A 21,637-nucleotide genomic window follows, 5' to 3' on the forward strand; every position below is an offset into this window, starting at 1 on the left:
TAAAATTCTGCTGTTTGTCAATTGATTTATTACAAAGAGACGGGTTCATTGCACAGTTGAACTGGCGAATTTGTATGAATATTTGATCGATTGTGTCAGAATAGTCGCTGAGAAGCCCTATACATTCAATATTACAGTTGGATGGTCGAGCCAAATACTATACATCACTTACTGAAATCGTGTTACCGCTGCAACATGCATCACAAAAATCACTTTATCCAAATATGATTTTCCAATCAGGATACGCACGCAGGAATACTGGAGTGGTATCATTTAAGTAGAGTCGGAAAACTCACCAAACTATGATAGAATAAGAACAAAGGAACGGTGAGAAATCATGGCAAGAAGCTACGACAAACATTTTAAAGAAGAAGTATTGAAGCTCTCAGATGAAATCGGAGCAAAGAAGGCGGCGGACCAGCTTGGAATCCCCTACAATACAGTCACAACCTGGCGGGGTAAGCGAAAGAAATACAGAGATCAGGCAATTCTCCGGTTTCTTTATCCAGATACAAACCGCTTCCTTTTTCCCTGCGTTTCACGACTTCCAGTTCTACATCATCCCGATGCAGAACCTCAGGCAACACACCCGCAGATATGCACTTAAGAAGTGTGTCCTTGTCTTTTGAAGAAAGCATTTCTTCGGTTACTTCTGCGTCGGTTTTCTTGAATCGGAACAGCCTGCTTTTCTCGCCCTTGTTGGGATGCGTTGTAGGCGTATCTCCATTCAACAGGCATTGCAGGATTTCTTTATCATTGCTATATCCTCTATCTGCGATACCTTCAAGGTTTTCTACCCCAAGCGCGGCTTTGGATCCATTGATGCCATCTTCAAGAAGATTCCAATCTGTGCATTCGCTTGTTACATCATAATGGACAATCAGATGATTATCCGATTCTACTGCAGTCTGCACATTGAAGCTGGGACGAATACCATCTCTCGTTTTCATCAGGCGGCTTTCCGGATCGGTGGTACAGATGTGATTCTCTCCGCTGTTTTCCATTTGTTCCAGCGCTTCAGTGAGCTGGATTTTCCGTCGTTCCAAATAATCCAGAACCCCTGCAATATCTTCTTTTGTCAAAGCACCCTGCTTGGATTCAGCATCGTCTATTTCATCCAGCTCTTTCATGTACCGGTTGATCTTTTCTTCAACATCCAGAAGAACCTTCTTCGCATTGCTGCTGACATAACTTTTATTATCAGCATTTACGGCACGGAATTTTGACCCATCAATTACTACAGATTCATGCGAAAGCAGCCCTGCTTTGTTGCACAGCTTCACGAAAGCTTTGAATACTTCCCTAATTGCTTTCGCGTTGTCTTTCCTGAAATCCGCTATACAGCGAAAATCCGGAACAATCTTCTTCAACAGCCACATAAGTTCCACATTTCTTCCGGCTTCCTTCTGCAGCCGACGGGATGAACGAATGTGATTCAGATAGCCATACATATACAGCTTCAGCATATCGCGGGGATCATATCCAGGCCGACCTTCCTTGGCCGGTTCTGCCTTGAATCCCATAGTTCCTATATCAAGAGAATCAATAAATACGTCTATTGCACGCACTTCATTATCCGCGCTGACATAGTCATCGAGGGTGTCAGCCAGAAGCACTATCTGATTGCGATCAGCTCCCTGAATATATCCCATAACCACGCCCTCCGTTGTGGTTTTGTTGCAATTATTATACCATATCTTGTAGTTCTATACCATTCTTTCCTCTAGTTTTCGGACAGTCTGCAACTATAATTTTTGCTTTATATTCTTCATCCGTATGTGATTTATCCCATATAAATGATTCATAAATTTCATCAAGTGTCATAGATATAATAAACACCTCGCTTTCATTTTGTTATACTATACTATGCCGAAAAGAAAAAGTAAACTGTTCTTATGCAAGTCCTCTATGAGCACCTGACTACGTCGTCGCGAACTTGGTGTCCGTTCTCGACAACGTTTTCTTTTTTCAAAACAAACGACTTCTCTCGCTCACTCCGTCCTCATCCCTTCCGCAAAAAGTCACACTCGGCTCACCGGCTCGGTTGTATCCCTCACGACGGTTTGCTGTTGCTGCCAACTTCTTGCAGGTTTCAGTCCTGCACAAGAATATCAATCGGCATCTTTTTTACCTCTTTCACAAACCAATATGATCCGAACCCGTCTCCGATTGGCGATAGATTCGGATTTATTTTTTTGCGACACCACGAGAGCCACACAAGAAGAAACTGCAAATTGCAATAACAAGTTGGGCATCCCGTGGTAAATAGCCTATATCATGGATGAGTTCACACGCTCTGTCCGTGAGTGAGGTTGTCACAGCTGTCGGACTGCGTACACAGCATATAGAAACGCTTCGAGCAGTTCCGGTGCGCGGTTGCTGAGGGGTCATCCGTTCAACTCGTCAGATGTGGCGAGGATGTCCTCGTCAGTGTACTGCTCAGTAGGTGCCTCTTTGAGGAGGCGTTCCCGCGCGCCGGCGGCATGACGCGGGCTATGGTATGGCTCATGCTCGCTTAGCTCAAGAGGGCGGACACCTCTGCGGACGCGATATGGGATGAAAAGGCGCAGGAACGGGCGGCAGACACCATGCACTGCACTTAAAAAGTGCGGAAAACTTTTGTTTTCCGCACTTTTTTCTGTTATTTATATCGGAGAAAAACCAAAATAGCTGAGCAGGCCGTCGTAAATGCCCTGCGCGAAGCCAAAGGGGTCGTTTTCCAGCTTATATGCGTCGGACTCGTTGGTCAAATAGGCCAGCTCGACCAGAATGGACGGCATGGCCGTGCGCCGCAGCACATACAGGCTGGAGTTGACGCGCACGCCGTTATCCTTTGTGCCCACACGGGCGACGATGCCGTTCAGCACATGCTGCGCAAGCCAGTAGGACTGCGTGTTCTGCTGATAGACGTAGACCTCGGTACCGTTGATCGCGGGATTGACGTTGGCGTTGCAGTGGATGCTGATGAAGTAATCGGCCGGCCAGCTGTTGGCCATGCGTACGCGGGCAGCAAGGCTGGTCGCGTTGCTTGTGCCGAGGATCTCGGTCGGAGAGTTGCGGCTGAGCCGCACCTCAAAGCGCGGATCGGCGCGCAGCAGGTCGGCAAGATAAACGCCAACCGTATAGTTCACGTCCTGCTCGCGCAGGCCGTTGCCCTCCGCGCCAGTGTTGGGGCCGGTGGGATTGTGCCCCTGATCAATAAAGATTCGGATCGCCAAAAAATCACCTCCTCGTTACAGTGTATTCGCGGGGAGCGGGGGAGGGTGTCTGTTCACCGGGCATCCGGCGCATTTCTTGACGAATGGCATACAAAAGTGATATGCTGTAACAGGCACAAAACAGGCATACGGCAGATAAGAGGAAGAACGACGATGATGACAGAGATCAGTCAGCAGATGGTGGACAGTCTGCTGCCGCGGCGCGGCGCGGAGACCGATAAGAACGACTATGGCCGTGTGCTGTGCGTGTGCGGTTCGGCGGACTATACGGGCGCGGCATATTTTGCTGCGCAGGGCGCAGTGCGCATGGGCAGCGGCGTGGTGACGCTGGCGACGCCCGAAAAGGCGTGGCCGGTGCTGGCGGTCAAGCTCAATGAGCCGGTTGTGCGGCCGATGCCCTGCACCGAAGCAGGGCTGCTTTCGGCCGGCGCGCTGTCTGCGCTGCTTCAGCTTGCCGAGCGGGCGGACGCGCTGCTGATCGGCTGCGGACTGGGCCGCTCGGACGAAGTCAGCGCGATCGTGCTTGCGCTGCTGCGGCAGGCGCGCTGCCAGATCGTGCTGGACGCGGATGGCATAAATGCGCTCGGCACGCATAAGGATGTATTGAGACAGGCTGCGCACCCTGTTGTGCTGACCCCGCACGCGGGTGAGTTCGCACGGCTGTCCGGCTTGCGGTCGCCCGACACGGCAGCGCTGGCAGACTTTGCGCAGACGCATCGCTGCATTCTGCTCTACAAAGGCCACCGCACGCTGATCGCCGCGCCGGACGGCAGACTGTACCGCAATCATTCGGGCAACCCCGGCATGGCAAAGGGCGGCAGCGGTGATGTGCTGGCGGGTATGCTCGTTTCGCTGTGCGGGCAGGGGTTAGCGGCGGTGGACGCCGCGTGCGCCGCCGCGTGGCTGCATGGCCGGGCAGGTGATATGGCTGCAAATGAGCTGTCCGAATACGGCATGACGCCGAGCGATATGCTCGGCCTGCTGCCCTGGGTGCTCAGGCGTTATAACGCGAGGGAGTGGTGATGTGAAGCACAGATGGTATATGATCGTGCTGGCCTTGGTGGTGCTGACCGGCTGCCGTGCGTCCGCGCCCGGCGCGGCTGCGGTGCAGGCGCATTATGCAGAGCTTGCGGGCTTTACGGCGCATATCAAGGTCATCTCCGATCTGGATCAGGCGGTGATGGAATACGAGATGGACTATACCTATCATAAAGACGACCCGGATGCCTTTACCATCACTGCACCCGAATCGCTCGCCGGGATCGGCGGCACGATCGCTGGCGTGGACAGCGCACAGTTTTCCTTGCAGTATGACGGGATGGAGCTGGACGATGCCATGCCGCAGCGCGCCGGGCTGACCCCGGCGGACGGTTTGTTCTGTCTGCTGGCCGATCTGCGCAGCGCCGAGCCGGTGCAGCAATGGAGCGAGACGGTGCAGGGCGTCAAGCTGCTGGTGCTCAAATATGAGGAGGCACGGGAGAAGGAGACGGTCGAAAAGCAGGTTTGGCTGACCGCCGACGGCCTGCGCCCGGTCTGCGCCGAGCTATATGCGGATGGCCGCTGCGTGCTGTCCATTCAAGTGATGCAATACCAGCCAACAGAATGATTTTGGGGATGACAAATACAGATGAAAGCAAATAAACACCGTGTATGGGCTGAGATCAGCCTGCAAGCGATCGAGCACAACTACCGGGTGATCTGCCGGCAGGCCAAGGCGCCGGTGCTGTGCGTGGTCAAGGCAGACGCCTACGGGCATGGCGCGGCGCGTGTGGCGGAAACGCTTGCGCGGGCGGGCGCGCCGTACTTTGCGGTGGCGACCGTGCCGGAGGCGGTCGAGCTGCGCGAAAACGGCATTCGGGAGCCGATTCTGCTGCTCGGCTATGTGGACGCGGACGATATGGAGGCTGCGGTGCGGTACCACCTGACCGCGACGGTCTATGACCGCCAAACCGCGCAGCTGTATTCCGAGGCCGCCGTGCGCGCGGGCGAGCCGTTGACCGTACACTACAAGCTGGATACCGGCATGACGCGCATCGGCTTTCCCGCGTGGGAGCGGGATGCCGCCGTGCGGGAGATATTGGACTGCGCGGCGTTGCCCGGTCTGCGGTCGGAGGGGATATTCACCCATTTTGCCGCGGCGGATGTGCCCGCCGGCAGGGCATATACCGAAGCGCAGTACCGGCGCTTTTGCGAAGTGTGTGACGCGCTGGCGCACGCAGGGCTGGCGCTGCCGCTGCGGCACTGTGCCAACAGCGCGGGGATCGAGCGCTACGGGCAGATGCACGGCACGATGACGCGCGCGGGCATCATCCTGTATGGCTGCCGCCCGGAGGCATCCGAGCCGTGTGCGCTCGATCTGCGGCCGGCGATGACAGTCAAGGCGCGCGTCGCGCAGGTGCGGGATATCCCCGCGCATACGGCCATCAGCTATGGCTGCACCTTTGAAACGGACAAGCCTACCCGGGTCGCGGTCGTGACGGTCGGCTATGCGGATGGCTACCTGCGCACCGGCTCAGGCCGCGCGCAGATATTGCTTGGCGGGCAGCGCGCGCCTGTGCTCGGCCGCATCTGCATGGATATGTGCATGGTGCGCGTGCCCACGGGTGTGGCGGTCAGCCGGGGGGATGAGGCGACCGTGTTCGGCGCGTCCGGCTGGACGGCCGAGGATGCCGCCGAAGCCGCAGGCACGATAGCCTATGAGATGCTGTGCGCGGTCAGCCGCCGCGTGCCGCGTTTTTTCATCGACTGACACGGACTGCCCCTGCGGCATAGGATGAAGCGGGAAGAAATTCCCACCCGCCGTCGCGCGGAATTTTGCAAAGCTGTTATATTTTTGCGCGGTGCGGGGAAAATAGGTTTGCGGACAAACCGCAAATCTATTTCATCGGAGAGTGAACCAAGTGGATACCAGCATCAAACGAGGCGATATTTATTATGCCGATCTCAGTCCAGTGGTCGGCAGTGAGCAGGGTGGCGTCCGTCCGGTACTTATTGTCCAGAATGATGTGGGCAATCGTTACAGTCCGACGGTGATCGCCGCCGCTATCACGTCGCAGATCAATAAGGCCAAGATGCCGACGCATATCACGCTCGGCGCGCCCAATTACGGGCTGACCAAGGATTCCATCATCCTGACCGAGCAGATCCGCACGCTGGATAAAAAACGCCTGCGGGAGAAGATGGGATCGCTCGACGAAAAGGCTATGCGTCATGTGGACGAAGCGCTGGCAGTCAGCTTTGGCTTGGGGTCGGTGCAGGGATAAACCGTCATATTTGTATGAGAAAGCGCGTATCCTTTCAACAGCGAGGGGATACGCGCTTTTTACTGGAGGGGTGAGGGATGCGGGCGCAGGTGATGTATGAGGGGGCGGCAGTCGGCACGGTCGAGTGGACGGAGACGCCCTACGGCGCGGAAATCGTGCTCGATTGCGCGATTCCCTGCGAGCCGCTGCCCCTGCTGCGCTGCTATGCGCGCACAGCGGGCGCGCCGCTGCTGGTCGGCCTGCCCGAGCCGAGCGGGGGCAGGCTGGTGCTCAAGCGCCGCCTGTCCCGCGAGACGCTCAAGGCGGCGGGCTGTGCCGCGCAGCCGCCAGCATCGTTTTTCCTATCCGAAAATGGGCAGGAGCAGCAGACCACGCCGCCCGCACTGGCGCAGGCCGCGCCGCCGTCCACCGGGGACGCGCTGCTGGACAGCCTGCTCGGGCAGCAGGGCGTGCGGTGGACGGCGGCGGAGGATACCGTTGAGCTGCGCTGCGCTTTCGCGCCTGACAAGCCGTTTCCGCTTGCCCCGGCCTTTGTGCTTTGCACCGTGCAGCAGGGGGAGGCCGTGCTGTGCTGGACGAAAAAGGACGCAGCCGGTCGGGCTGCGTCCCCATGAGCGGTGGTTTAGCGGACGATCGCTTTGGCTTCCATATAATAGCGCTTTTCGTGCGCTTCGCCCATCGAAAAGGTCTTGCGGGGCAGTACACCGTCGAACACAACGCCGCGGAACAGGTCGTTCTTGGCGATATCCGGCAGTAGCAGCCCCACATTGCCGGGCTGCGCGGCAAGCGAGCGGGTGACATCCTCGCCGTGGATATAGTCGATCTTGACGGACGGATGCTGCGCAAGGTATGCGTCCAGTCCGGTCTGAAGGGTGGCCACCGGGATCGCCCACTTGGGCGCTTCGACGACGAGCACGCCCGCCTTACCCGGCGCGAGGAGGGGATAGCAGTGCGCGTTTTCGACCGGCGCGTCGGCCAGATACGCCTTGCAGCCTGCCGACTGGTAAAAGTCCGTCAGCCCATCCAGCAGTTCGTCCGGCTCGACGCCGAACAGGACGCGGTGGACCGGCTCGATGAGGATGCTCTCATCGTGGATGTTGACGACCTCGGCCAGCACGAAGCGCGCCGGGTGGTCGGCCTGCTCGGCGGCGGACAAGCCCTGCTTGACCTCCTCCCAATAGGCCTTGGCGGTCGCCAGCGAGTGGTTGCCGTCGCCCACGGCGAAGGGAAGCAGCGCCTGCGCGTCGGTGCAGCCGTATTTGCGGTTAAAGACCGCGCGGTCGCTGAGCTTGTCAAAACCGGCCTCGACCGCCTCGGTGGCCGCGCCCGCCGGAAGGAACCAGCCGGTGATATGGCCGCCGCCCTGCATCAAGTCGGTGTCGTATACCTTTTCGAGCGAGCCGGTTTGCGCAAACAGCGGCTCGATGATCGCGCGATCGGGGTCGTCGATCAGCAGCATGATATGGGGCAGCTCGATTGAGGCGCCCTGCCGCACCTTGAGCCGCGGCGGGATGCGCTCGACAACGGTCTTTTCGGTTGGGCGGACGAGCGAAGCTGACCCGGTCTGGTAGTCATAGGTCTCGAGATCGACGGCAAGCACAAGGCCGCGGCGCGGGTGCGCACCGCCCGACCAGCGCTCGGTCAGTATCATACCGGCAGGCAGGGTTTCCAGCATACCGTTGTCCAGATACTGCCGCATGGTTTGGTGGATACGCGCGGTGCGCGCGGCCACGTCCGCGTCCTCGAGATAAACCTCGGGCAGAGTCAGGCGCAGCGTCGAGGGCGCGTCCCCGACGATGCGGTCGGTCTCGGCCCAATAGTCGGGCTGCGAGGTGTATTGGTCGCAGGCGATGACCGCCCATGCGGACAGATCGATGCCTTTGCGCGGCAGCATGATACGGGGGATGTAGGTGCAGCGGTTAGCCATGATAGGTTTGTCCTCCTTCAATCGGTGTTATTGGATGCTTCCAGTATAGCAGATAATCGCCGCATACGCATAAAAAAATTGAAAATGGAAACGATTTTTTGAAAATAAAGCGTATCCCTTGACGAAAATAACAAGATGTAGTATAATATAATCAGTATTTTTGGAAAGAATCACAAGCGACAGGAAGAAGGTAGCTTATGTTGAAATGGAAAGCGATCGGCGTGTCGGAGGGGCTTGCCCGGGCCAAGGCGCTGGTCATTCAGGAGGAGGATTTGACGGTTGTTAAAAACACCGTCACCGATGTGGCAGCAGAGCAGCAGCGCATCCTTGCGGCGGTGGAAAAGGCAAAGCAGCAGATCCAAGCGCTGTGCGACGAGGCCAAGCAGAATATCGGCGAGTCTGAGGCTGAGATATTCGGGGCGCACTTGCTCATGCTGTCCGACCCCGACTTTGTGGAGGGCATGACGGATTACGTTTCGGATGAGAAGGTGTGCGCGGAGTACGCCTGCTTTGTTAACTGTGAGAATTTTCAGGCGATGTTCCGCGCGATGGACAATGAATATATGCAGGCGCGCGCGGCCGATATCGGCGATATCTCCAAGCGTGTGCTCAAAAATCTTAAGGGCATCGGGGACAATGCGCTTGATACGATTACCGAGCCGTGCATCCTTATCGCAAACGACCTGACGCCCTCCGACACGGCCAAGATCGGCGGCAAGCCGGTCGTGGGGTTCATCACGCGCATCGGCGGACGCACCAGCCACTCGGCCATCATGGCGCGCTCGATGGGTGTGCCCGCGGTGGCCGGCGCGGGCGACAGATTGGACGACATCGCAAACGGCGACGAGCTGCTGCTTGACGGCACGACCGGCGAGGTGATTATTCAGCCGGATGAGGAGACCATTGCCGCGTTTGAGCAGAAGAAAAAGAGCGAGGACGCACGCCGCGCTATGCTCGCGCAGTTTAAGGAGCGCGAGGGCGCGACCAGCGACGGCCATCGCGTCGTGATCGAGGGCAATATTGGCACGCCGGACGACGCAGTCCGGGTAGCCGAGCTGGGCGGCGAGGGCGTTGGCCTGTTCCGCTCGGAGTTTCTGTTTATGGATCGCAGCGATCTGCCCAGCGAGGAGGAGCAGTTTGCGGCATACAAAAAGGCCTGCCAGACGATGGAGGGCAAGCCGGTCATCATCCGCACACTGGACATTGGCGGCGATAAGGAAGTGCCTGCGCTGGGGCTGGAAAAGGAGCAGAATCCTTTCCTTGGCTACCGCGCGATTCGCGTTTGCCTGAACCAGACCGACCTGTTTATGACCCAGCTGCGCGCGTTGCTGCGCGCGGCCAAATACGGCGATTTGCGCATCATGTTCCCGATGATCTCGTCGATTGAGGAGATACGCAACGCCAAGCAGGTGCTGCGGCAGGCGAAGGATTTGCTTGCGGCCGAGGGCGCGGCGTTCAACCCGGATGTCAAGATCGGTATCATGGTCGAGATCCCGGTCGCGGCCGTGTGCGCCGATATGCTGGCTAAGGAGGTCGATTTCTTCTCAATCGGAACAAACGACCTGATCCAGTATTCCTGCGCGGTCGACCGCATCAATGAAAAAATATCCTACCTGTACCGTCCGCTGCATCCGGGCGTGCTTCGGTTGATCCGCATGACCGCCAAGGCTGCCAATGAGAACGGCATTGAGGTTGGCGTGTGCGGCGAGATGGCGGGTACGCCGGGTATGGCACCGGTGCTGTGCGGTCTTGGTGTGACCAACCTGTCGATGTCGGCCTCTGCCATGCTGGCGGCCAAGGCCGATCTGGCGGCGCATTCCTTTGCTGAGTGCCGGGAGCTGGCAGAAAAGCTGCTGGCCGCAGCAAGCGCGACCGAGGCGGAGCAGATTTTCGCCGCATGGCGCGCATGAGAGAAATAATTAAAAAGGGGCTGCTTCGGTTTGCGGAGCCGCCCCTTTTGCGCCGGATAATAAAAAGAGCGCCGCGGCAGAATAAGCCGCAGCGCTCTTTTTTGCTTGTGGCAGGAATGTGCCGCGTTTCAGCGACGGTTAGCCCTGACCGGCAAGCTTCTGCTCGTAGGATTCGATCATCTTCTTGACCATCTGGCCGCCGATCGAACCGGCCTGACGGGAGGTCAGGTCGCCGTTGTAGCCTTCCTTCAGGTTGACGCCGACCTCGGCCGCAGCCTCCATCTTAAAGCGATCCATTGCCGCGCGCGCCTCGGGTACCATGCCCTGATTAGAACCGTTTTTCGTGTTAGCCATGATTTTTCTCTCCTTTTCGTTCGGTTTTTTGTGATTGGGTTTTGCTGATAGTATCTTGTGCATCAAAAAGTTTGATATGACTTGTAATTGCTGTGGCTCGTGGTAAAATCGACCGTTTGCAACAAAAAATGAAGCCTTACTATGTCACAGCGTGCGCAAAATGAAACTTTCACAACAATAGAGCAGGCGAGAAGAAAACATCTTTCGATTGAGACTTAAAAAAAGAAAGATAATATGATATAATCATGGAAAACAGATGTGCTGTGATTTACTTGACAACAATACCGCCCATCGCGCAGCACACCACCGGCGCGTGGGCGAAGCAATATCGGTATATGAAAAAGGTAAGGCTATGAAACGATTGGTCGTCGGAATATTGGCGCATGTGGACGCGGGCAAAACCACGCTGTCGGAAGCTATGCTGTATCATACGGGAGAGCTGAAAAAGTTAGGCCGGGTCGATCACCGGGACGCATTTTTGGATACGTTTGCGCTGGAACGGGAGCGGGGCATCACGATTTTTTCCAAACAGGCGGTCTTTTCACTGCCGCATACTGCGGTCACGCTGCTGGATACGCCGGGGCATGTGGATTTCTCTGCCGAGATGGAGCGCACCTTGCAGGTGCTGGACTGCGCGGTGCTCGTCATCAGTGGGACGGATGGTGTGCAGGCGCACACCATAACGCTGTGGCGCTTGCTGGAGCGATATCGTATCCCGGTCTTTCTGTTTATCAACAAAATGGATCTGGCTGGTGCTGACCGTGCGGCGCTGCTCGCCGCGTTGCGCGCACGCCTGCATGAAGGCTGCGTGGATTTCAGCGCGGACGCGGACTGGGATGCTGTGCAGGAAAGCGTCGCCATGTGTCAGGAGACATTGCTCGAGCGTTTTTTGGAGCGCGGCGTGGTCAGCCGGGAGGAGATTACCGAGCAGATCGCGGCAAGAAGAGTGTTTCCGTGCTATTTCGGCGCGGCGCTGCGGCTGAACGGCGTGGATGCGCTGCTGGACGGACTCGACCGCTACACCGCACAGCCGGTGTACCCGGATGCGTTTGGCGCGCAGGTGTTCAAAATTGCACGAGACGAACAGGGCAACCGGCTGAGCTATCTGAAAATCACCGGCGGCACGCTGCGGGTGCGCGACGCGCTCAGCGGCGAGGCCGACGGCGGCTGGCAGGAGAAGGTCAGTCAGCTGCGTGTTTACGCAGGGGCAAAGTTCCGCACGGTCGAGCAGGCCGAGGCGGGTATGGTCGTTGCGGCGGCCGGACTGACCCACACACGACCGGGCATGGGACTGGGGCGCGCGTCCGGTGCAGCCGCGCCTGTGCTCGAGCCGGTGCTGACCTACCGGATGGTGCTGCCCGAGGGCTGCGACCCGCACACAATGCTGCCCAAGCTACGCCAGCTTGAGGAGGAGGATCCGATGCTGCGCATCGTGTGGAGCGAAGCGCTGCGTGAGCTCCATGTGCAGCTCATGGGAGAAATACAGCTTGAGATATTGACCCGCCTGATCGACGAGCGCTTTGGCGTGGCGGTGCGCTTTGACGAGGGCAGCATTGTCTACAAGGAGACGATCGCCGCGCCGGTGGTCGGCATTGGCCATTTTGAGCCGCTGCGGCACTATGCGGAGGTACACCTGCTGCTCGAACCGGGCGAGCGCGGCAGCGGCCTACGGTTTGATACCACCTGTCCGGCCGATACGCTGGACGGCAATTGGCAGCGGCTGATTTTGACTCATTTGGCGGAAAAGCAGCATCTGGGTGTGCTGACCGGCTCGCCCGTGACCGATATCCGCTGCACGCTGCTCACTGGGCGTGCGCATCTCAAGCACACCGAGGGAGGAGACTTCCGCGAAGCGACCTACCGCGCGGTACGCAATGGTTTGATGCAGGCAGAGAGCGTGCTGCTCGAGCCGTATTATGCCTTTCGCTTGGAGCTGCCGGCCGATTGCGTTGGCCGTGCGATGAGCGATATCCAGCGCATGCATGGCAGCTGCGATGCACCGGAGACGCTGCCCGGCCATACAGTGCTGACCGGCAGAGTGCCGGTCGCGCTGCTGCGCGGCTACTGGAGCGAGGTGGCGGCCTACACCAAGGGGCAGGGGCGGCTGTCCTGCACACCGGACGGCTTTGCGCCATGCCATAACACGGCGGAGGTCGTTGCCGCTGCCGGGTATGACCCCGAACGGGACACGGAGAATACGCCAGACTCGGTGTTCTGCGCGCATGGTGCAGGTTATACGGTCAAATGGAATGAAGTAAAGGCACACGCGCATCTGGATGCCGGTATACGCATGGATACTGATGCAGCAGGCGGATCCGCTGAGCAGCCTGTTGCCGCGCGCCGCGCGCCGTCATCCGGTGCGGCGGAGGAGGAAGATCTGCGCGCGCTGTTCGAGCGTACCTATGGGCCGATCAAGGACCGGGGGTTTGAAGCGTTTCAGCAGAGCCGAAAGCAGAGCGCGGCGCGTGAGCAGCTTTATGTCACGCGCATCCGGCCGGACGATTACCTGCTGGTGGATGGCTACAACATCATCTTTTCGTGGGACGAGCTGCACGATATTGCCGCGCAGGATATCAACGCGGCGCGTGAGCAGCTCATCAACCTGCTGAGCAACTACCAGAGCGTGCGCAAATGCCGCTTGCTTGTTGTGTTTGACGCCTACCGGGTCAAGGGCGGTACCGGCTCGGTCGAAAAACGGCATGGCCTCGACATTGTATACACCAAGGAGGCCGAAACGGCCGATATGTACATCGAGCAGGCATCGTATGATCTTTCACGCAAGCATCGGGTGCGCGTGGCCACGTCGGACGGGCTGGAGCAGATGATCATTCTGGGGCATGGCGCGGAGCGCCTTTCAGCAAACGAGCTGAAATGGGAGGTTGAACAGGCAAGCCGCCATATCGACGAGGTGCTTCGCGATCTGCGCGCGCGTTGAGCAAGATTGCTCTTGAAAAATTTACCGGCATATGGCATAATAGTATTGCAAAAAGGGGAATGGATATGAAGATTTCGACAAAAGGACGATACGCGCTGCGCCTGATGCTCGACTTGGCGCAGCATGATGCGGGCGGCTACATTCCGCTGCGCGATATTTCCAGACGGCAGGGCATTTCGGCCAAGTATTTGGAGCAGATCGTGGTGCAGCTTTCCAAGGCAGGCTTTGTCAAGGCGACGCGCGGGGCACAGGGTGGCTATCAACTGGCCAAAACTCCGGCAGAATATACGGTGGGCGATATTCTGCGTATCACCGAGGGGTCGCTTGCTCCGGTTGCCTGCCTGGAGCATGAGCCGATCGAGTGCGCCCGTGCGAGCGAATGCATCACGCTTGAGTTCTGGCGCGGGCTGTATCAGGCGATCAACCGTTATGTGGACGGAACAACGCTGGAGGAGCTGGTCGAGCGCGGCAATGTGCCGGATTACTCTATCTGAACATGGCAAAACGGACGCGAAAGGGAGCAAAGCCCTTGGCGTCCGTTTTGTTATGCGCATTTCAGCGGTGCAGCAGCTTTTTTGCGCCGCGCAGCAGATCCTTGGCGCCCAGCAGCAGCACCGCCGCGAAAAGGAGCAGCTGCCACACCAGCCAAAGGGGCGGCTCGAGCAGCATCAGCACGGCCTGCGCGGCGACCAGCGCGACCGTTACACCCAGACGGCGGAAGTTCCAGCGCACGGGCATGAAGCGGCGGCTGTCAGCCGCGCGGTATACAAACAGCGCGGCATAGCTGACCAGGGTGGCGAGCGCCGCGCCCATGCCGCCGAGGTGCGGGATCAGAAGCGCGTTGAGCACGATGTTGATGACGGCGGAAAACGCGGTAGACAGGAACGAGGGAATGGTGCGCTTTTCCAGTAGATACACGCTTTTTTGGAAGCTGGACAGGCAGTTGAAGCCAGCGCCAAGCGCAAGGATGGGGATGAAGGTCCAGCCGATATAATAGCTGGGTACGGCCAGCACCCGCATGGCGAGCTTGGCGCATAGCACTCCGCCCGATGCGATAATGAACACGACCGAGGCATAGGTGTTGCCGACGTTGGAGAAAAAGTGTATCTGCTCCTCGCGTGCATTGTCGTTTACCATGGAAAGCTGCCATGCATCAACAAAAATGGCCGCAACGAGCGCGATCAGCGTGGGTACGCGGTAGGCCACCGAGTAGATGCCGCTGACCGCGGCCGTTTGCATCCCGGCGAGGAAGGTCTGGTCGGAAAAGCCGATGATATAGACGAGGATCGCGTCGGGTACGAGCGGGAGCGAGTAGGACAGCATACTGCGCCAGAGATGGAAATTGGGCCGGCGCAGGCGAATATATTTCCACAGGCCGGCAATCAGGAACAGGCCGACGGTCGAGAGCGCATCCGCGCAGACGATGGAAAACACATAGCCGAAGATGTTCCACGAAAACACCTTGAGGTACAGGATATTGAGCAGAATAGTCATCAGCGTGCGGAAAATGCCGTCCGCCGCATATAGGCGCACAAAGCCGAGCGCGCGGATGAACTGGCTGCACACATTCTGCGTGCACGAGGTCAGAACGTACAGATAGATCAGCCAAGCGTAGGGCAGCAGCGTGCCCGAGCCACCGGTCGAGGTATTGTACGAGACAAGGCCAAGCGCGGGGCAGAAGGGCAGCGCGATGACAAAGCCGAGCGCCACCGTGATGAGGCCAAGCGTGAACACCGAGGGCTTGTTGTGGCGGCGCTCCAGTCCGTATCGGATGACGGCCTGACCGATGGACAGCGAGACGACCGGGTAGAGGATGCTGGTCGTTTTGATAATAAGCTCGGCGATGCCCAGCTCATCCGGCGTGAGGATGCCCGTGTAAAAGCGGAGCATCAGAATGACGAGTATCTTGGAGCTGAACGTGCCGACGGCAAAAATGAAGGTGTTGCTCAAAAGGCGTTTATATTGATTCATTTTTCGCTCTTTCTCAGGCGGAAGGCGTGGAATAGGTCGATTGCGCGGTCAGTCAGCCAAGCGGCGAGCAGGCCGCACAGCACGCCGATCAGCGCGCCGGCCAGCACGTCGGACGGATAGTGTACGCTGGCGTACAGCCGCGAAAAGGCGATCAGCGCGGCGAGGACAAAGGCCGGTATCGCGCCTTTGCGGTGGTGATAGCACAGCGCAGCGGCAGCCGCGAAGGAGGAAAGCGCGTGTCCGGACGGAAACGACCACGGGTCACCCGGGTCGACGAGCGCGGCAAGGTCAGCGTGGGTAACGAACGGCCGAGGCCGCATGATCCACTCCTTGAGCCATACGTTGCCGACCAGCAGGCCGAGCACCAGCGCGGCGAGGATGGCGACGCCCGCGCGGCGCGTTTTCCGGAAGAAAAGCAGCACGACGGCAAGCGCGATCCAGACTGCGCCGCCGTTGCCCAGCGCGGTCAGCAGCGTCCATACCGTGTCTGACAGGCCGCCGCGCCACCGGGTCGCAATCGCAAGCAGGATGTCGTAGTCGAATGTGTGCAGGATGTCAAGCAGAATATCCATGGACGATTCCTTTCAGCAGGGCGCTCAGTCTGAGGAAGCAGGGGAGACGGTCGAGAGGTCGAACTTGTCCACGATCAGCGCAATGGCCTGATCGCCCGTGACATTGGCCGCGGTGCCAAAGCTGTCCTGTGAGAAGTGAAGCGCGATGATGAGCTGCTGCATCGGGGCAGTAAAGCCGAGCATCGAGGTGATAAGACCGAGCGCAGCCATCACGCCGCCGCCGGGCACGCCGGGTGCGGCCACCATCGTCACGCCGAGCATCATAACGAACGGCGCAAAGACGGCAAGCGTCGGCTCGATACCGCTGGCCAGCATAATGCCCATCGAACCGAGCACAAGGCAGATCGTATCACCGTTGAGGTTGATCGTCGCGCAGAGCGGCACGACAAAATCGGCTACATCATGGCTAACATCATTGCTGTACGCGCAGTTGAGCGCGACCGGGATGGTCGAAGCCGAGGACTGTGTGCCGAGCGCGGTGAAGTACGCCGGAGCGACGTTCCTCAGGCTTTTCAGATGGTTCTTTTTGCAGACCGCGCTGGCCAGCACAAACTGAGATAGGATATAAAGCAGCTGCAGCACGATAATCATGCCGTAAAGCGAGGCAAACATCTTTATCGTGGCAAACAAACGCCCCTCGGCCGCGATATTGCAGAAAAGACCGGCGATATGCACCGGGATGAGCGGAATGATGATGCGTCCCAGCACGGACGAGACGATCTCCTGCAGCTCGCGGCATACGTTCAGCAGTGCGCCGCCCTTAATGTTGGCCATGCCGATGCCGATCACAAAGGCGAGCACCAGTGCGGTCATCACGCCGAACAGGGGCGCGATCTCGATGGTAAAGAAGGGCTGGAAGGCGTTGCTTTCGAGCACGTCGCCGGTGATCGGCTGGATGATGCCGGGCAGCACGACCCGGCCGATCAGGAAGGTAAGCAGGCCGGACAGCACGGTCGTGCCGTAGGCCAGCAGCAGGGTCAGCCCGAACAGGCGGTTGGCCTTTTTGCCAAGCTCGGCCATGCCGACTGTGATGAAGGACAGGATGATAAGCGGGATCATAAAGGACAGGAAGGTGGAGAACAGGGTGGTAAATGTGGCGAACACCCGCACCAGCGCCACAAAGCCTACGGAATCCGCAATGCCGAACCAGCCGCCGCAAAGGCCGATGAGCGTGCCGATCAGGATGCCGGCAATCAGCCGGATCAGCAATCCAAATTGTTTCACTTTTACATACTCCTTATTGTCAGTTGTGAGTCTATCATCCTTACTATATCAGATTCTGCACATATTATCAAGTAACGACAAGCATCGTTCCTTTTTAACCAAAGCCGCATAGGCGGCAGATATCCCGCTTTGCACCCGCCCGAGGGTTGTCCGGCGCGTAAAGCGGGCAAAATAGGAGCGGAAAGGAAGTGGTCTGGATGCAGGTCATCCGCTATCTGAACGGCAAGCGCCTGCGCGGCGCAATGCCGCCGCTGCTGCTCAACCACGAGCGCGTGGGCGACGCACTGCGCACGGCAAGCCGGCGGCAGGAGCTTCCATTGCCGACGTGCGCCCCCTCTGCTATACTGAAGACGGAGGAGCGCGGTCTGGGAAGGGAGCTTTGATGAAACACACCGCATTATACCTGCGCGTCTCGACCGAGGCACAGGCCGACGAGGGTTATTCGCTGGCCGCGCAGGCCGAAAAGCTGGAGGCCTACTGCCGGATGAAGGGTATACCGGCGTTTCGCCGCTATGTTGACGGCGGCTTTTCCGGCTCCAACCTGAGCCGGCCGGCTATGGCCGAGCTGGTCGAGACCATACGCGGCGGCGCAGTCGAGCGCGTCGTGGTATACAAGCTTGACCGGCTCAGCCGCAGCCAGAAGGACACGCTTTATCTCATCGAGGATGTGTTTTTGCCACATGGCGTGGATTTTGTTTCGATTGGTGAGAACATTGATACCGGTAGTCCGTATGGCCGCGCGATGATCGGCATTTTGTCGGCCTTTGCCCAGCTTGAGCGGGAGAATATCTTTCTGCGCACGCGCATGGGCATGGTCGAGCGGGTCAAGCAGGGGCTGTGGCCGGGCGGCGGCAAGGTGCCCTTTGGCTATGATTATGACGCGGGCAGCGGCATTCTTGTGCCGAATGGGGACGCGGACACCGTGCGCGAGATATACGAGCGGTATCTGGCGGGGCAGTCCACCGGACGCATCGCGCGCGAGCTGGGGCTGAAGTACGAGCATCTGGTGCGCCAGATCCTTACGCGGGAGAGCAATACCGGCGTGATCGTGTACCGCGGCGAGCGCTATCCCGGGCGGCATACACCGCTGGTCGACCGGGAGACCTTTGAACGCGCCCAGCGCCGCTTGCGTAAGCCGGACAAGCCGCGTGCCGCGCCGGGCGGCAAGCTGCTGAGCGGCCTGCTGGTCTGCGGACACTGCGGCGCGAAAATGCGCTATCAGAAATGGGGCGGCGCGGGCGACCGGCTGGTGTGCTACTCGCGGGATAAGTCCAAGCCGCATCTGGTGCACGATGCGAATTGCCCAAACCGCGGCGTGATGGCGCGCGAGGTCGAGGCAGTCGTTCGGCGCGACCTGTGCCGCTTGGCGGCCGCGCCTGCACCAAGGCGCGCGCGGGCAGGGACGGCGGACGATTGCCGCCGGGCGCTCGGACAGGTGCAGCGCAAGCTGCGCCGCCTGTACGAGCTGTATGCCGAGGCCGAGGATGACACACTGCGGGAGACCATCGAACGTCTCAAGCGCGACCGCGCGCGCGCCGCGCGCGCACTGCACGAAGCGCAGCAGGCGGAAGCACAGCAGGATGACGGCGCGGCGCGTGCGGCGCTGCAAACCATCGGCGCAAGCTGGGATAAGCTGGACGCAGACGCGCGGCAGACGCTCGTGCGCGCCTGTGTTGAGCGGATCGTGCTGCAAAACGATAAGATCGAGGTGTTTTACACCATCGAAAACGCGAAAGAACAGGTTGTATAGCGTTTTTCACCTTTGTGTACTCATGCCGATGATTATTGGTGAAATCCGGCGGTATCTGCGGGACAACAGCGCGCTGCGCGTATCCCGCAGCCTACGGGATATGGCATATAAGGCGCTGCAAGCCAAGGAAGCCTTCCTGCGCGAGCACCAGCGCGAGCCGGATATTGTCGAGCTGGCTAAGGCGATGGATGTACCCAAGGAGGAGGTCGTGTTCGCGCTGGACGCGATCCTCGACCCGGTATCGCTGTTCGAGCCGGTGTTCCACGACGGTGCGGATACCGTGTGCGTCATGGATCAGGTGGGCGATAACAAGAACACCGATGAGCAATGGCTGGCGCGCATCGCACTCAAAGAGGCGATCGACAGCTTGGGCGAGCGGGAGAAGCGGATCATCCGTCTGCGCTTTTTCGAGGGACGAACCCAGATGGAGGTCGCCGACGAGATCCACATTTCGCAAAACGAAAGGACGCAAATTTCACAGCCACAGAGCAGTATAGAGAAAATGCACTTTTCAAGGCCGCTATCTGCATATCGAGGGGAATATGAGGTGGTTTACTACATAAACTGGCGGTTTCAAATATAACGAGGGAAGTGCGGTGAAATGGAACGCTCTGCAATCCGAGAAAAGGAAAATGTGCCCATTGGCAAGCAGCCAATGGGCACATTTTGTTGTCTTATGGATTGCCGGAGAACCGTATTACAGCTGAGCGCTTTTTTGTATGGCGAGATGCCTTAAAACAACAGCGCCATGTAATCCTGCCGTCCGTCCAGCACGCGCGTGACCTCGATATGATCATCGTCCACCACACGGTAAAAGACGAGCTGCTTTGCCACCACCAAAAATCGCAGATCGGTCTCCACAGCAAATTTACGGCAGAGTTCCGTCCCCATATAGGGGTTATCCGCCAGCAGCATAATCGCGTCATATACACGCCGGGTCAGTTTTTTCGCAGCCGCCCCATTGACGAGCGTTTCCGAAATATAGCGTTCCGTTGCCTGCATATCGTCCAGCGCGGTTTTCTTAAATAACACCTTCATTCAGACAGCCCCAGCAGCTTGCGCGCATCGTCGGCAGAACACACTTCGGCGCAGTCGTCGCCTTTTTGCAGCTCTTTCATCAACCGCGACAGCGCCTTTGCCTTGATGATCTCGGCATTATCCTCGTTCACCGCGAACGGGAAACCACCCGCATTGATTGACTGCTGGAAAAACACGTTGACCGCGTCCGTCAGCGTCAGGCCGTTTTTCGCATAAATCTGTTCCAGTTCTTCCCGGATTTCCGGGTTCATGCGGATACGGAACATATCCGTTTTGGCAGAAGAAACTACATTTCCCATACGTCATTCCTCCTTTGGATTTAGTATAACAAAAGATTGCCTATTTGTCAAAACTGTAGATACGTTGTAGCTACAAAAATGCGTGCAATTGTTTTTGACCGCCTTATCTATTTGCACATATTTACACTTTTCAAAACCTGATTGAGCAAAACCATGCCTCAACTATGCAATACAGTGGTTTTCTCAACCAATTTTCTATCCATCGATTTGCAGAAAAATTTTGCATTTTTGCAACGATCGGCCATTATCTTTTTACCATCTTCCAACATGAGAACAAATCTATTCTCGAAGGAGGACTTTTTATGGATATCAAACGGGAAATCAAATGCGCATTGCATGATCTGGGCTTTGACAAGCCGCGCAAGCATCAGGTTGCACCGATCAAGTCATTGACCGACAAACAGGATACCATTGTCATTGCCGGGACATCTTCTGGTAAGACAGCCATTTACCAGACCGCCGGACTGGTGCTGCAAGGGCTGACTGTGGTGGTGGAACCTCTGCTGGCGCTAATCTATAACCAAGTGAAAGAATTGCAGCGCAAGGGCATTCCCGCTGACTACATTGATTCTACACGCAGCAAGACAGATGCAGAGAAGATTCTCCGCAAAGCGCAAAAGGGCAAGCTGGACTTTCTATAGCTGAGGATATTCGAGTTCTCGCCGACCGACACGTCCACGCCGCTCTGCTGCGCGTAGCGGTACAGGATGGCCGCGAACTGTTCCCGCGTGACCGGTGCGTCCGGCTCGAAAGTGGTCGCGCTCGTGCCGGTGACGACACCCTCCGATGCTGCCCAGCGGACAGTCTCGGTGTACCATGTGCCACTCTCCACATCAGTGAACGGCAATGCGTATCAGCGTTAAGGCGCGACCATAAACGGGTTAAAACTGTGTAAAATCAAAGTAAATCGTATGATTGAAGCAGGCGGTGCTTCCACATCCCCGCACGGTTTCGCTTAAAAACTTCCGAGACGGGTTATGCCATAATTTTACGCAGGCTTAACCTGCTTGTGATAGATGCCAAACACGAATCACGATATAATTATACTGAATTGCTGCATCTAATTGAGGAGGCATTTTTATGGGGCGTTTTCCAGTATTGCAGCGGATATCGCTGCGAAGGCTGGCCGCTGAAGAATGAAAGGACGCCCCTATTCTACGTAGATTCCTACCCAAG

At 57.9% G+C, this 21,637-nt stretch carries 22 protein-coding genes and 1 pseudogene; 12 read left to right on the forward strand and 11 right to left on the reverse strand.

The features are described 5' to 3' along the window. Positions 1–443 precede the first annotated feature (443 nt). The 3 genes from MR935_RS00810 to MR935_RS00820 all read right to left on the reverse strand — a co-directional run bounded on the left by MR935_RS00810 (position 444) and on the right by MR935_RS00820 (position 3,218). The gene (locus tag MR935_RS00810; protein ID WP_290570199.1) at positions 444–1,652 is read right to left on the reverse strand and encodes a transposase; all 1,209 of its coding nucleotides are present in this window, start codon (positions 1,650–1,652) and stop codon (positions 444–446) included. A 34-nt stretch (positions 1,653–1,686) separates the two neighbouring features. Next, positions 1,687–1,824: a hypothetical protein gene (locus tag MR935_RS00815; protein WP_290570200.1), complete on the reverse strand. Its 138-nt coding sequence runs from the start codon at positions 1,822–1,824 to the stop codon at positions 1,687–1,689. An 821-nt stretch (positions 1,825–2,645) separates the two neighbouring features. Further along, positions 2,646–3,218 carry an N-acetylmuramoyl-L-alanine amidase family protein gene (locus MR935_RS00820; protein WP_290570202.1) on the reverse strand — a complete coding sequence of 191 codons (573 nt, stop codon included), beginning with the start codon at positions 3,216–3,218 and terminating at the stop codon, positions 2,646–2,648. Between the two features lie 153 nt (positions 3,219–3,371). On the opposite strand from MR935_RS00820, the gene MR935_RS00825 reads away from it, so the two are divergent. The 5 genes from MR935_RS00825 (at position 3,372) to MR935_RS00845 (ending at position 7,095) form a co-directional block, all read left to right on the forward strand. Further along, positions 3,372–4,241: an NAD(P)H-hydrate dehydratase gene (locus MR935_RS00825; RefSeq protein WP_290570204.1), complete on the forward strand. Its 870-nt coding sequence runs from the start codon at positions 3,372–3,374 to the stop codon at positions 4,239–4,241. Between the two features lies 1 nt (position 4,242). Next, positions 4,243–4,824: a hypothetical protein gene (locus MR935_RS00830; protein WP_290570206.1), complete on the forward strand. Its 582-nt coding sequence runs from the start codon at positions 4,243–4,245 to the stop codon at positions 4,822–4,824. A gap of 21 nt (positions 4,825–4,845) precedes the next feature. After that, positions 4,846–5,967 (forward strand): alanine racemase, encoded by a 1,122-nt coding sequence (gene alr / locus MR935_RS00835; protein WP_290570208.1) that lies wholly within the window; start codon positions 4,846–4,848, stop codon positions 5,965–5,967. A gap of 151 nt (positions 5,968–6,118) precedes the next feature. After that, on the forward strand, positions 6,119–6,481 hold the full coding sequence (locus MR935_RS00840; protein WP_290570210.1) for a type II toxin-antitoxin system PemK/MazF family toxin: 363 nt from the start codon (positions 6,119–6,121) through the stop codon (positions 6,479–6,481). A gap of 77 nt (positions 6,482–6,558) precedes the next feature. Further along, positions 6,559–7,095, forward strand: a complete 537-nt coding sequence (locus tag MR935_RS00845) for a hypothetical protein (RefSeq protein ID WP_290570212.1) — start codon at positions 6,559–6,561, stop codon at positions 7,093–7,095. 8 nt (positions 7,096–7,103) lie between these two features. Here MR935_RS00845 and MR935_RS00850 read toward each other — a convergent pair whose 3' ends face one another. Further along, positions 7,104–8,408 (reverse strand): DUF1015 domain-containing protein, encoded by a 1,305-nt coding sequence (locus MR935_RS00850; RefSeq protein ID WP_290570214.1) that lies wholly within the window; start codon positions 8,406–8,408, stop codon positions 7,104–7,106. Positions 8,409–8,605: 197 nt separating this feature from the next. On the opposite strand from MR935_RS00850, the gene ptsP reads away from it, so the two are divergent. Beyond that, complete coding sequence (gene ptsP, locus MR935_RS00855) at positions 8,606–10,318, forward strand: phosphoenolpyruvate--protein phosphotransferase (RefSeq protein ID WP_290570216.1); 1,713 nt, start codon at positions 8,606–8,608, stop codon at positions 10,316–10,318. Positions 10,319–10,456: 138 nt separating this feature from the next. Here ptsP and MR935_RS00860 read toward each other — a convergent pair whose 3' ends face one another. Beyond that, complete coding sequence (locus MR935_RS00860; RefSeq protein ID WP_290570218.1) at positions 10,457–10,672, reverse strand: alpha/beta-type small acid-soluble spore protein; 216 nt, start codon at positions 10,670–10,672, stop codon at positions 10,457–10,459. A gap of 352 nt (positions 10,673–11,024) precedes the next feature. On the opposite strand from MR935_RS00860, the gene MR935_RS00865 reads away from it, so the two are divergent. Both MR935_RS00865 and MR935_RS00870 read left to right on the forward strand, forming a co-directional pair. Further along, positions 11,025–13,607: a translation factor GTPase family protein gene (locus tag MR935_RS00865; protein WP_290570220.1), complete on the forward strand. Its 2,583-nt coding sequence runs from the start codon at positions 11,025–11,027 to the stop codon at positions 13,605–13,607. Positions 13,608–13,672: 65 nt separating this feature from the next. After that, the gene (locus tag MR935_RS00870; RefSeq protein ID WP_290570222.1) at positions 13,673–14,101 is read left to right on the forward strand and encodes an RrF2 family transcriptional regulator; all 429 of its coding nucleotides are present in this window, start codon (positions 13,673–13,675) and stop codon (positions 14,099–14,101) included. Between the two features lie 61 nt (positions 14,102–14,162). Here the strand turns inward: MR935_RS00870 and MR935_RS00875 are convergent, their stop codons facing one another. Genes MR935_RS00875 through MR935_RS00885 form a run of 3 tightly spaced genes read right to left on the reverse strand, consistent with a single transcriptional unit; the run spans position 14,163 to position 17,374 of the window. Then, positions 14,163–15,578: an oligosaccharide flippase family protein gene (locus tag MR935_RS00875; RefSeq protein ID WP_290570224.1), complete on the reverse strand. Its 1,416-nt coding sequence runs from the start codon at positions 15,576–15,578 to the stop codon at positions 14,163–14,165. Then, complete coding sequence (locus tag MR935_RS00880) at positions 15,575–16,150, reverse strand: phosphatase PAP2 family protein (RefSeq protein ID WP_290570226.1); 576 nt, start codon at positions 16,148–16,150, stop codon at positions 15,575–15,577. Before MR935_RS00880 ends, MR935_RS00875 begins: the two co-directional genes overlap by 4 nt. A gap of 24 nt (positions 16,151–16,174) precedes the next feature. Beyond that, positions 16,175–17,374, reverse strand: a complete 1,200-nt coding sequence (locus MR935_RS00885; protein WP_290570227.1) for a dicarboxylate/amino acid:cation symporter — start codon at positions 17,372–17,374, stop codon at positions 16,175–16,177. Positions 17,375–17,562: 188 nt separating this feature from the next. Here MR935_RS00885 and MR935_RS00890 point away from each other — a divergent pair, with 188 nt between their 5' ends. From MR935_RS00890 to MR935_RS00900, 3 genes and pseudogenes are all read left to right on the forward strand, one after another. Further along, positions 17,563–17,757 carry a hypothetical protein gene (locus MR935_RS00890; protein WP_290570229.1) on the forward strand — a complete coding sequence of 65 codons (195 nt, stop codon included), beginning with the start codon at positions 17,563–17,565 and terminating at the stop codon, positions 17,755–17,757. Then, positions 17,757–19,124: a recombinase family protein gene (locus tag MR935_RS00895; protein WP_290570231.1), complete on the forward strand. Its 1,368-nt coding sequence runs from the start codon at positions 17,757–17,759 to the stop codon at positions 19,122–19,124. The genes MR935_RS00890 and MR935_RS00895 overlap by 1 nt, the downstream gene beginning before the upstream one ends. Positions 19,125–19,146: 22 nt before the next feature. Continuing rightward, positions 19,147–19,605: pseudogene (locus tag MR935_RS00900) on the forward strand (sigma-70 family RNA polymerase sigma factor); the annotation flags it as partial. Positions 19,606–19,856: 251 nt separating this feature from the next. Here the strand turns inward: MR935_RS00900 and MR935_RS00905 are convergent. Together MR935_RS00905 and MR935_RS00910 are read right to left on the reverse strand one after the other, a co-directional pair. Further along, positions 19,857–20,162, reverse strand: a complete 306-nt coding sequence (locus tag MR935_RS00905; protein ID WP_290570232.1) for a type II toxin-antitoxin system RelE/ParE family toxin — start codon at positions 20,160–20,162, stop codon at positions 19,857–19,859. Then, positions 20,159–20,461, reverse strand: a complete 303-nt coding sequence (locus tag MR935_RS00910; RefSeq protein WP_290570233.1) for a type II toxin-antitoxin system RelB/DinJ family antitoxin — start codon at positions 20,459–20,461, stop codon at positions 20,159–20,161. Before MR935_RS00910 ends, MR935_RS00905 begins: the two co-directional genes overlap by 4 nt. A gap of 302 nt (positions 20,462–20,763) precedes the next feature. On the opposite strand from MR935_RS00910, the gene MR935_RS00915 reads away from it, so the two are divergent. Further along, on the forward strand, positions 20,764–21,102 hold the full coding sequence (locus MR935_RS00915; RefSeq protein ID WP_290570234.1) for a DEAD/DEAH box helicase: 339 nt from the start codon (positions 20,764–20,766) through the stop codon (positions 21,100–21,102). On the opposite strand, the gene MR935_RS00920 is transcribed toward MR935_RS00915, so the two are convergent. Beyond that, entirely contained in the window at positions 21,021–21,293 is a 273-nt protein-coding gene (locus tag MR935_RS00920; protein WP_290570244.1) for an S-layer homology domain-containing protein, read from the reverse strand. The two genes, MR935_RS00915 and MR935_RS00920, sit on opposite strands and share 82 nt — an antisense overlap. Positions 21,294–21,637: the final 344 nt, after the last annotated feature.

Source organism: Agathobaculum sp., assembly GCF_022775115.1.
Classification (GTDB): Bacteria; Bacillota; Clostridia; order Oscillospirales; family Butyricicoccaceae; genus Agathobaculum.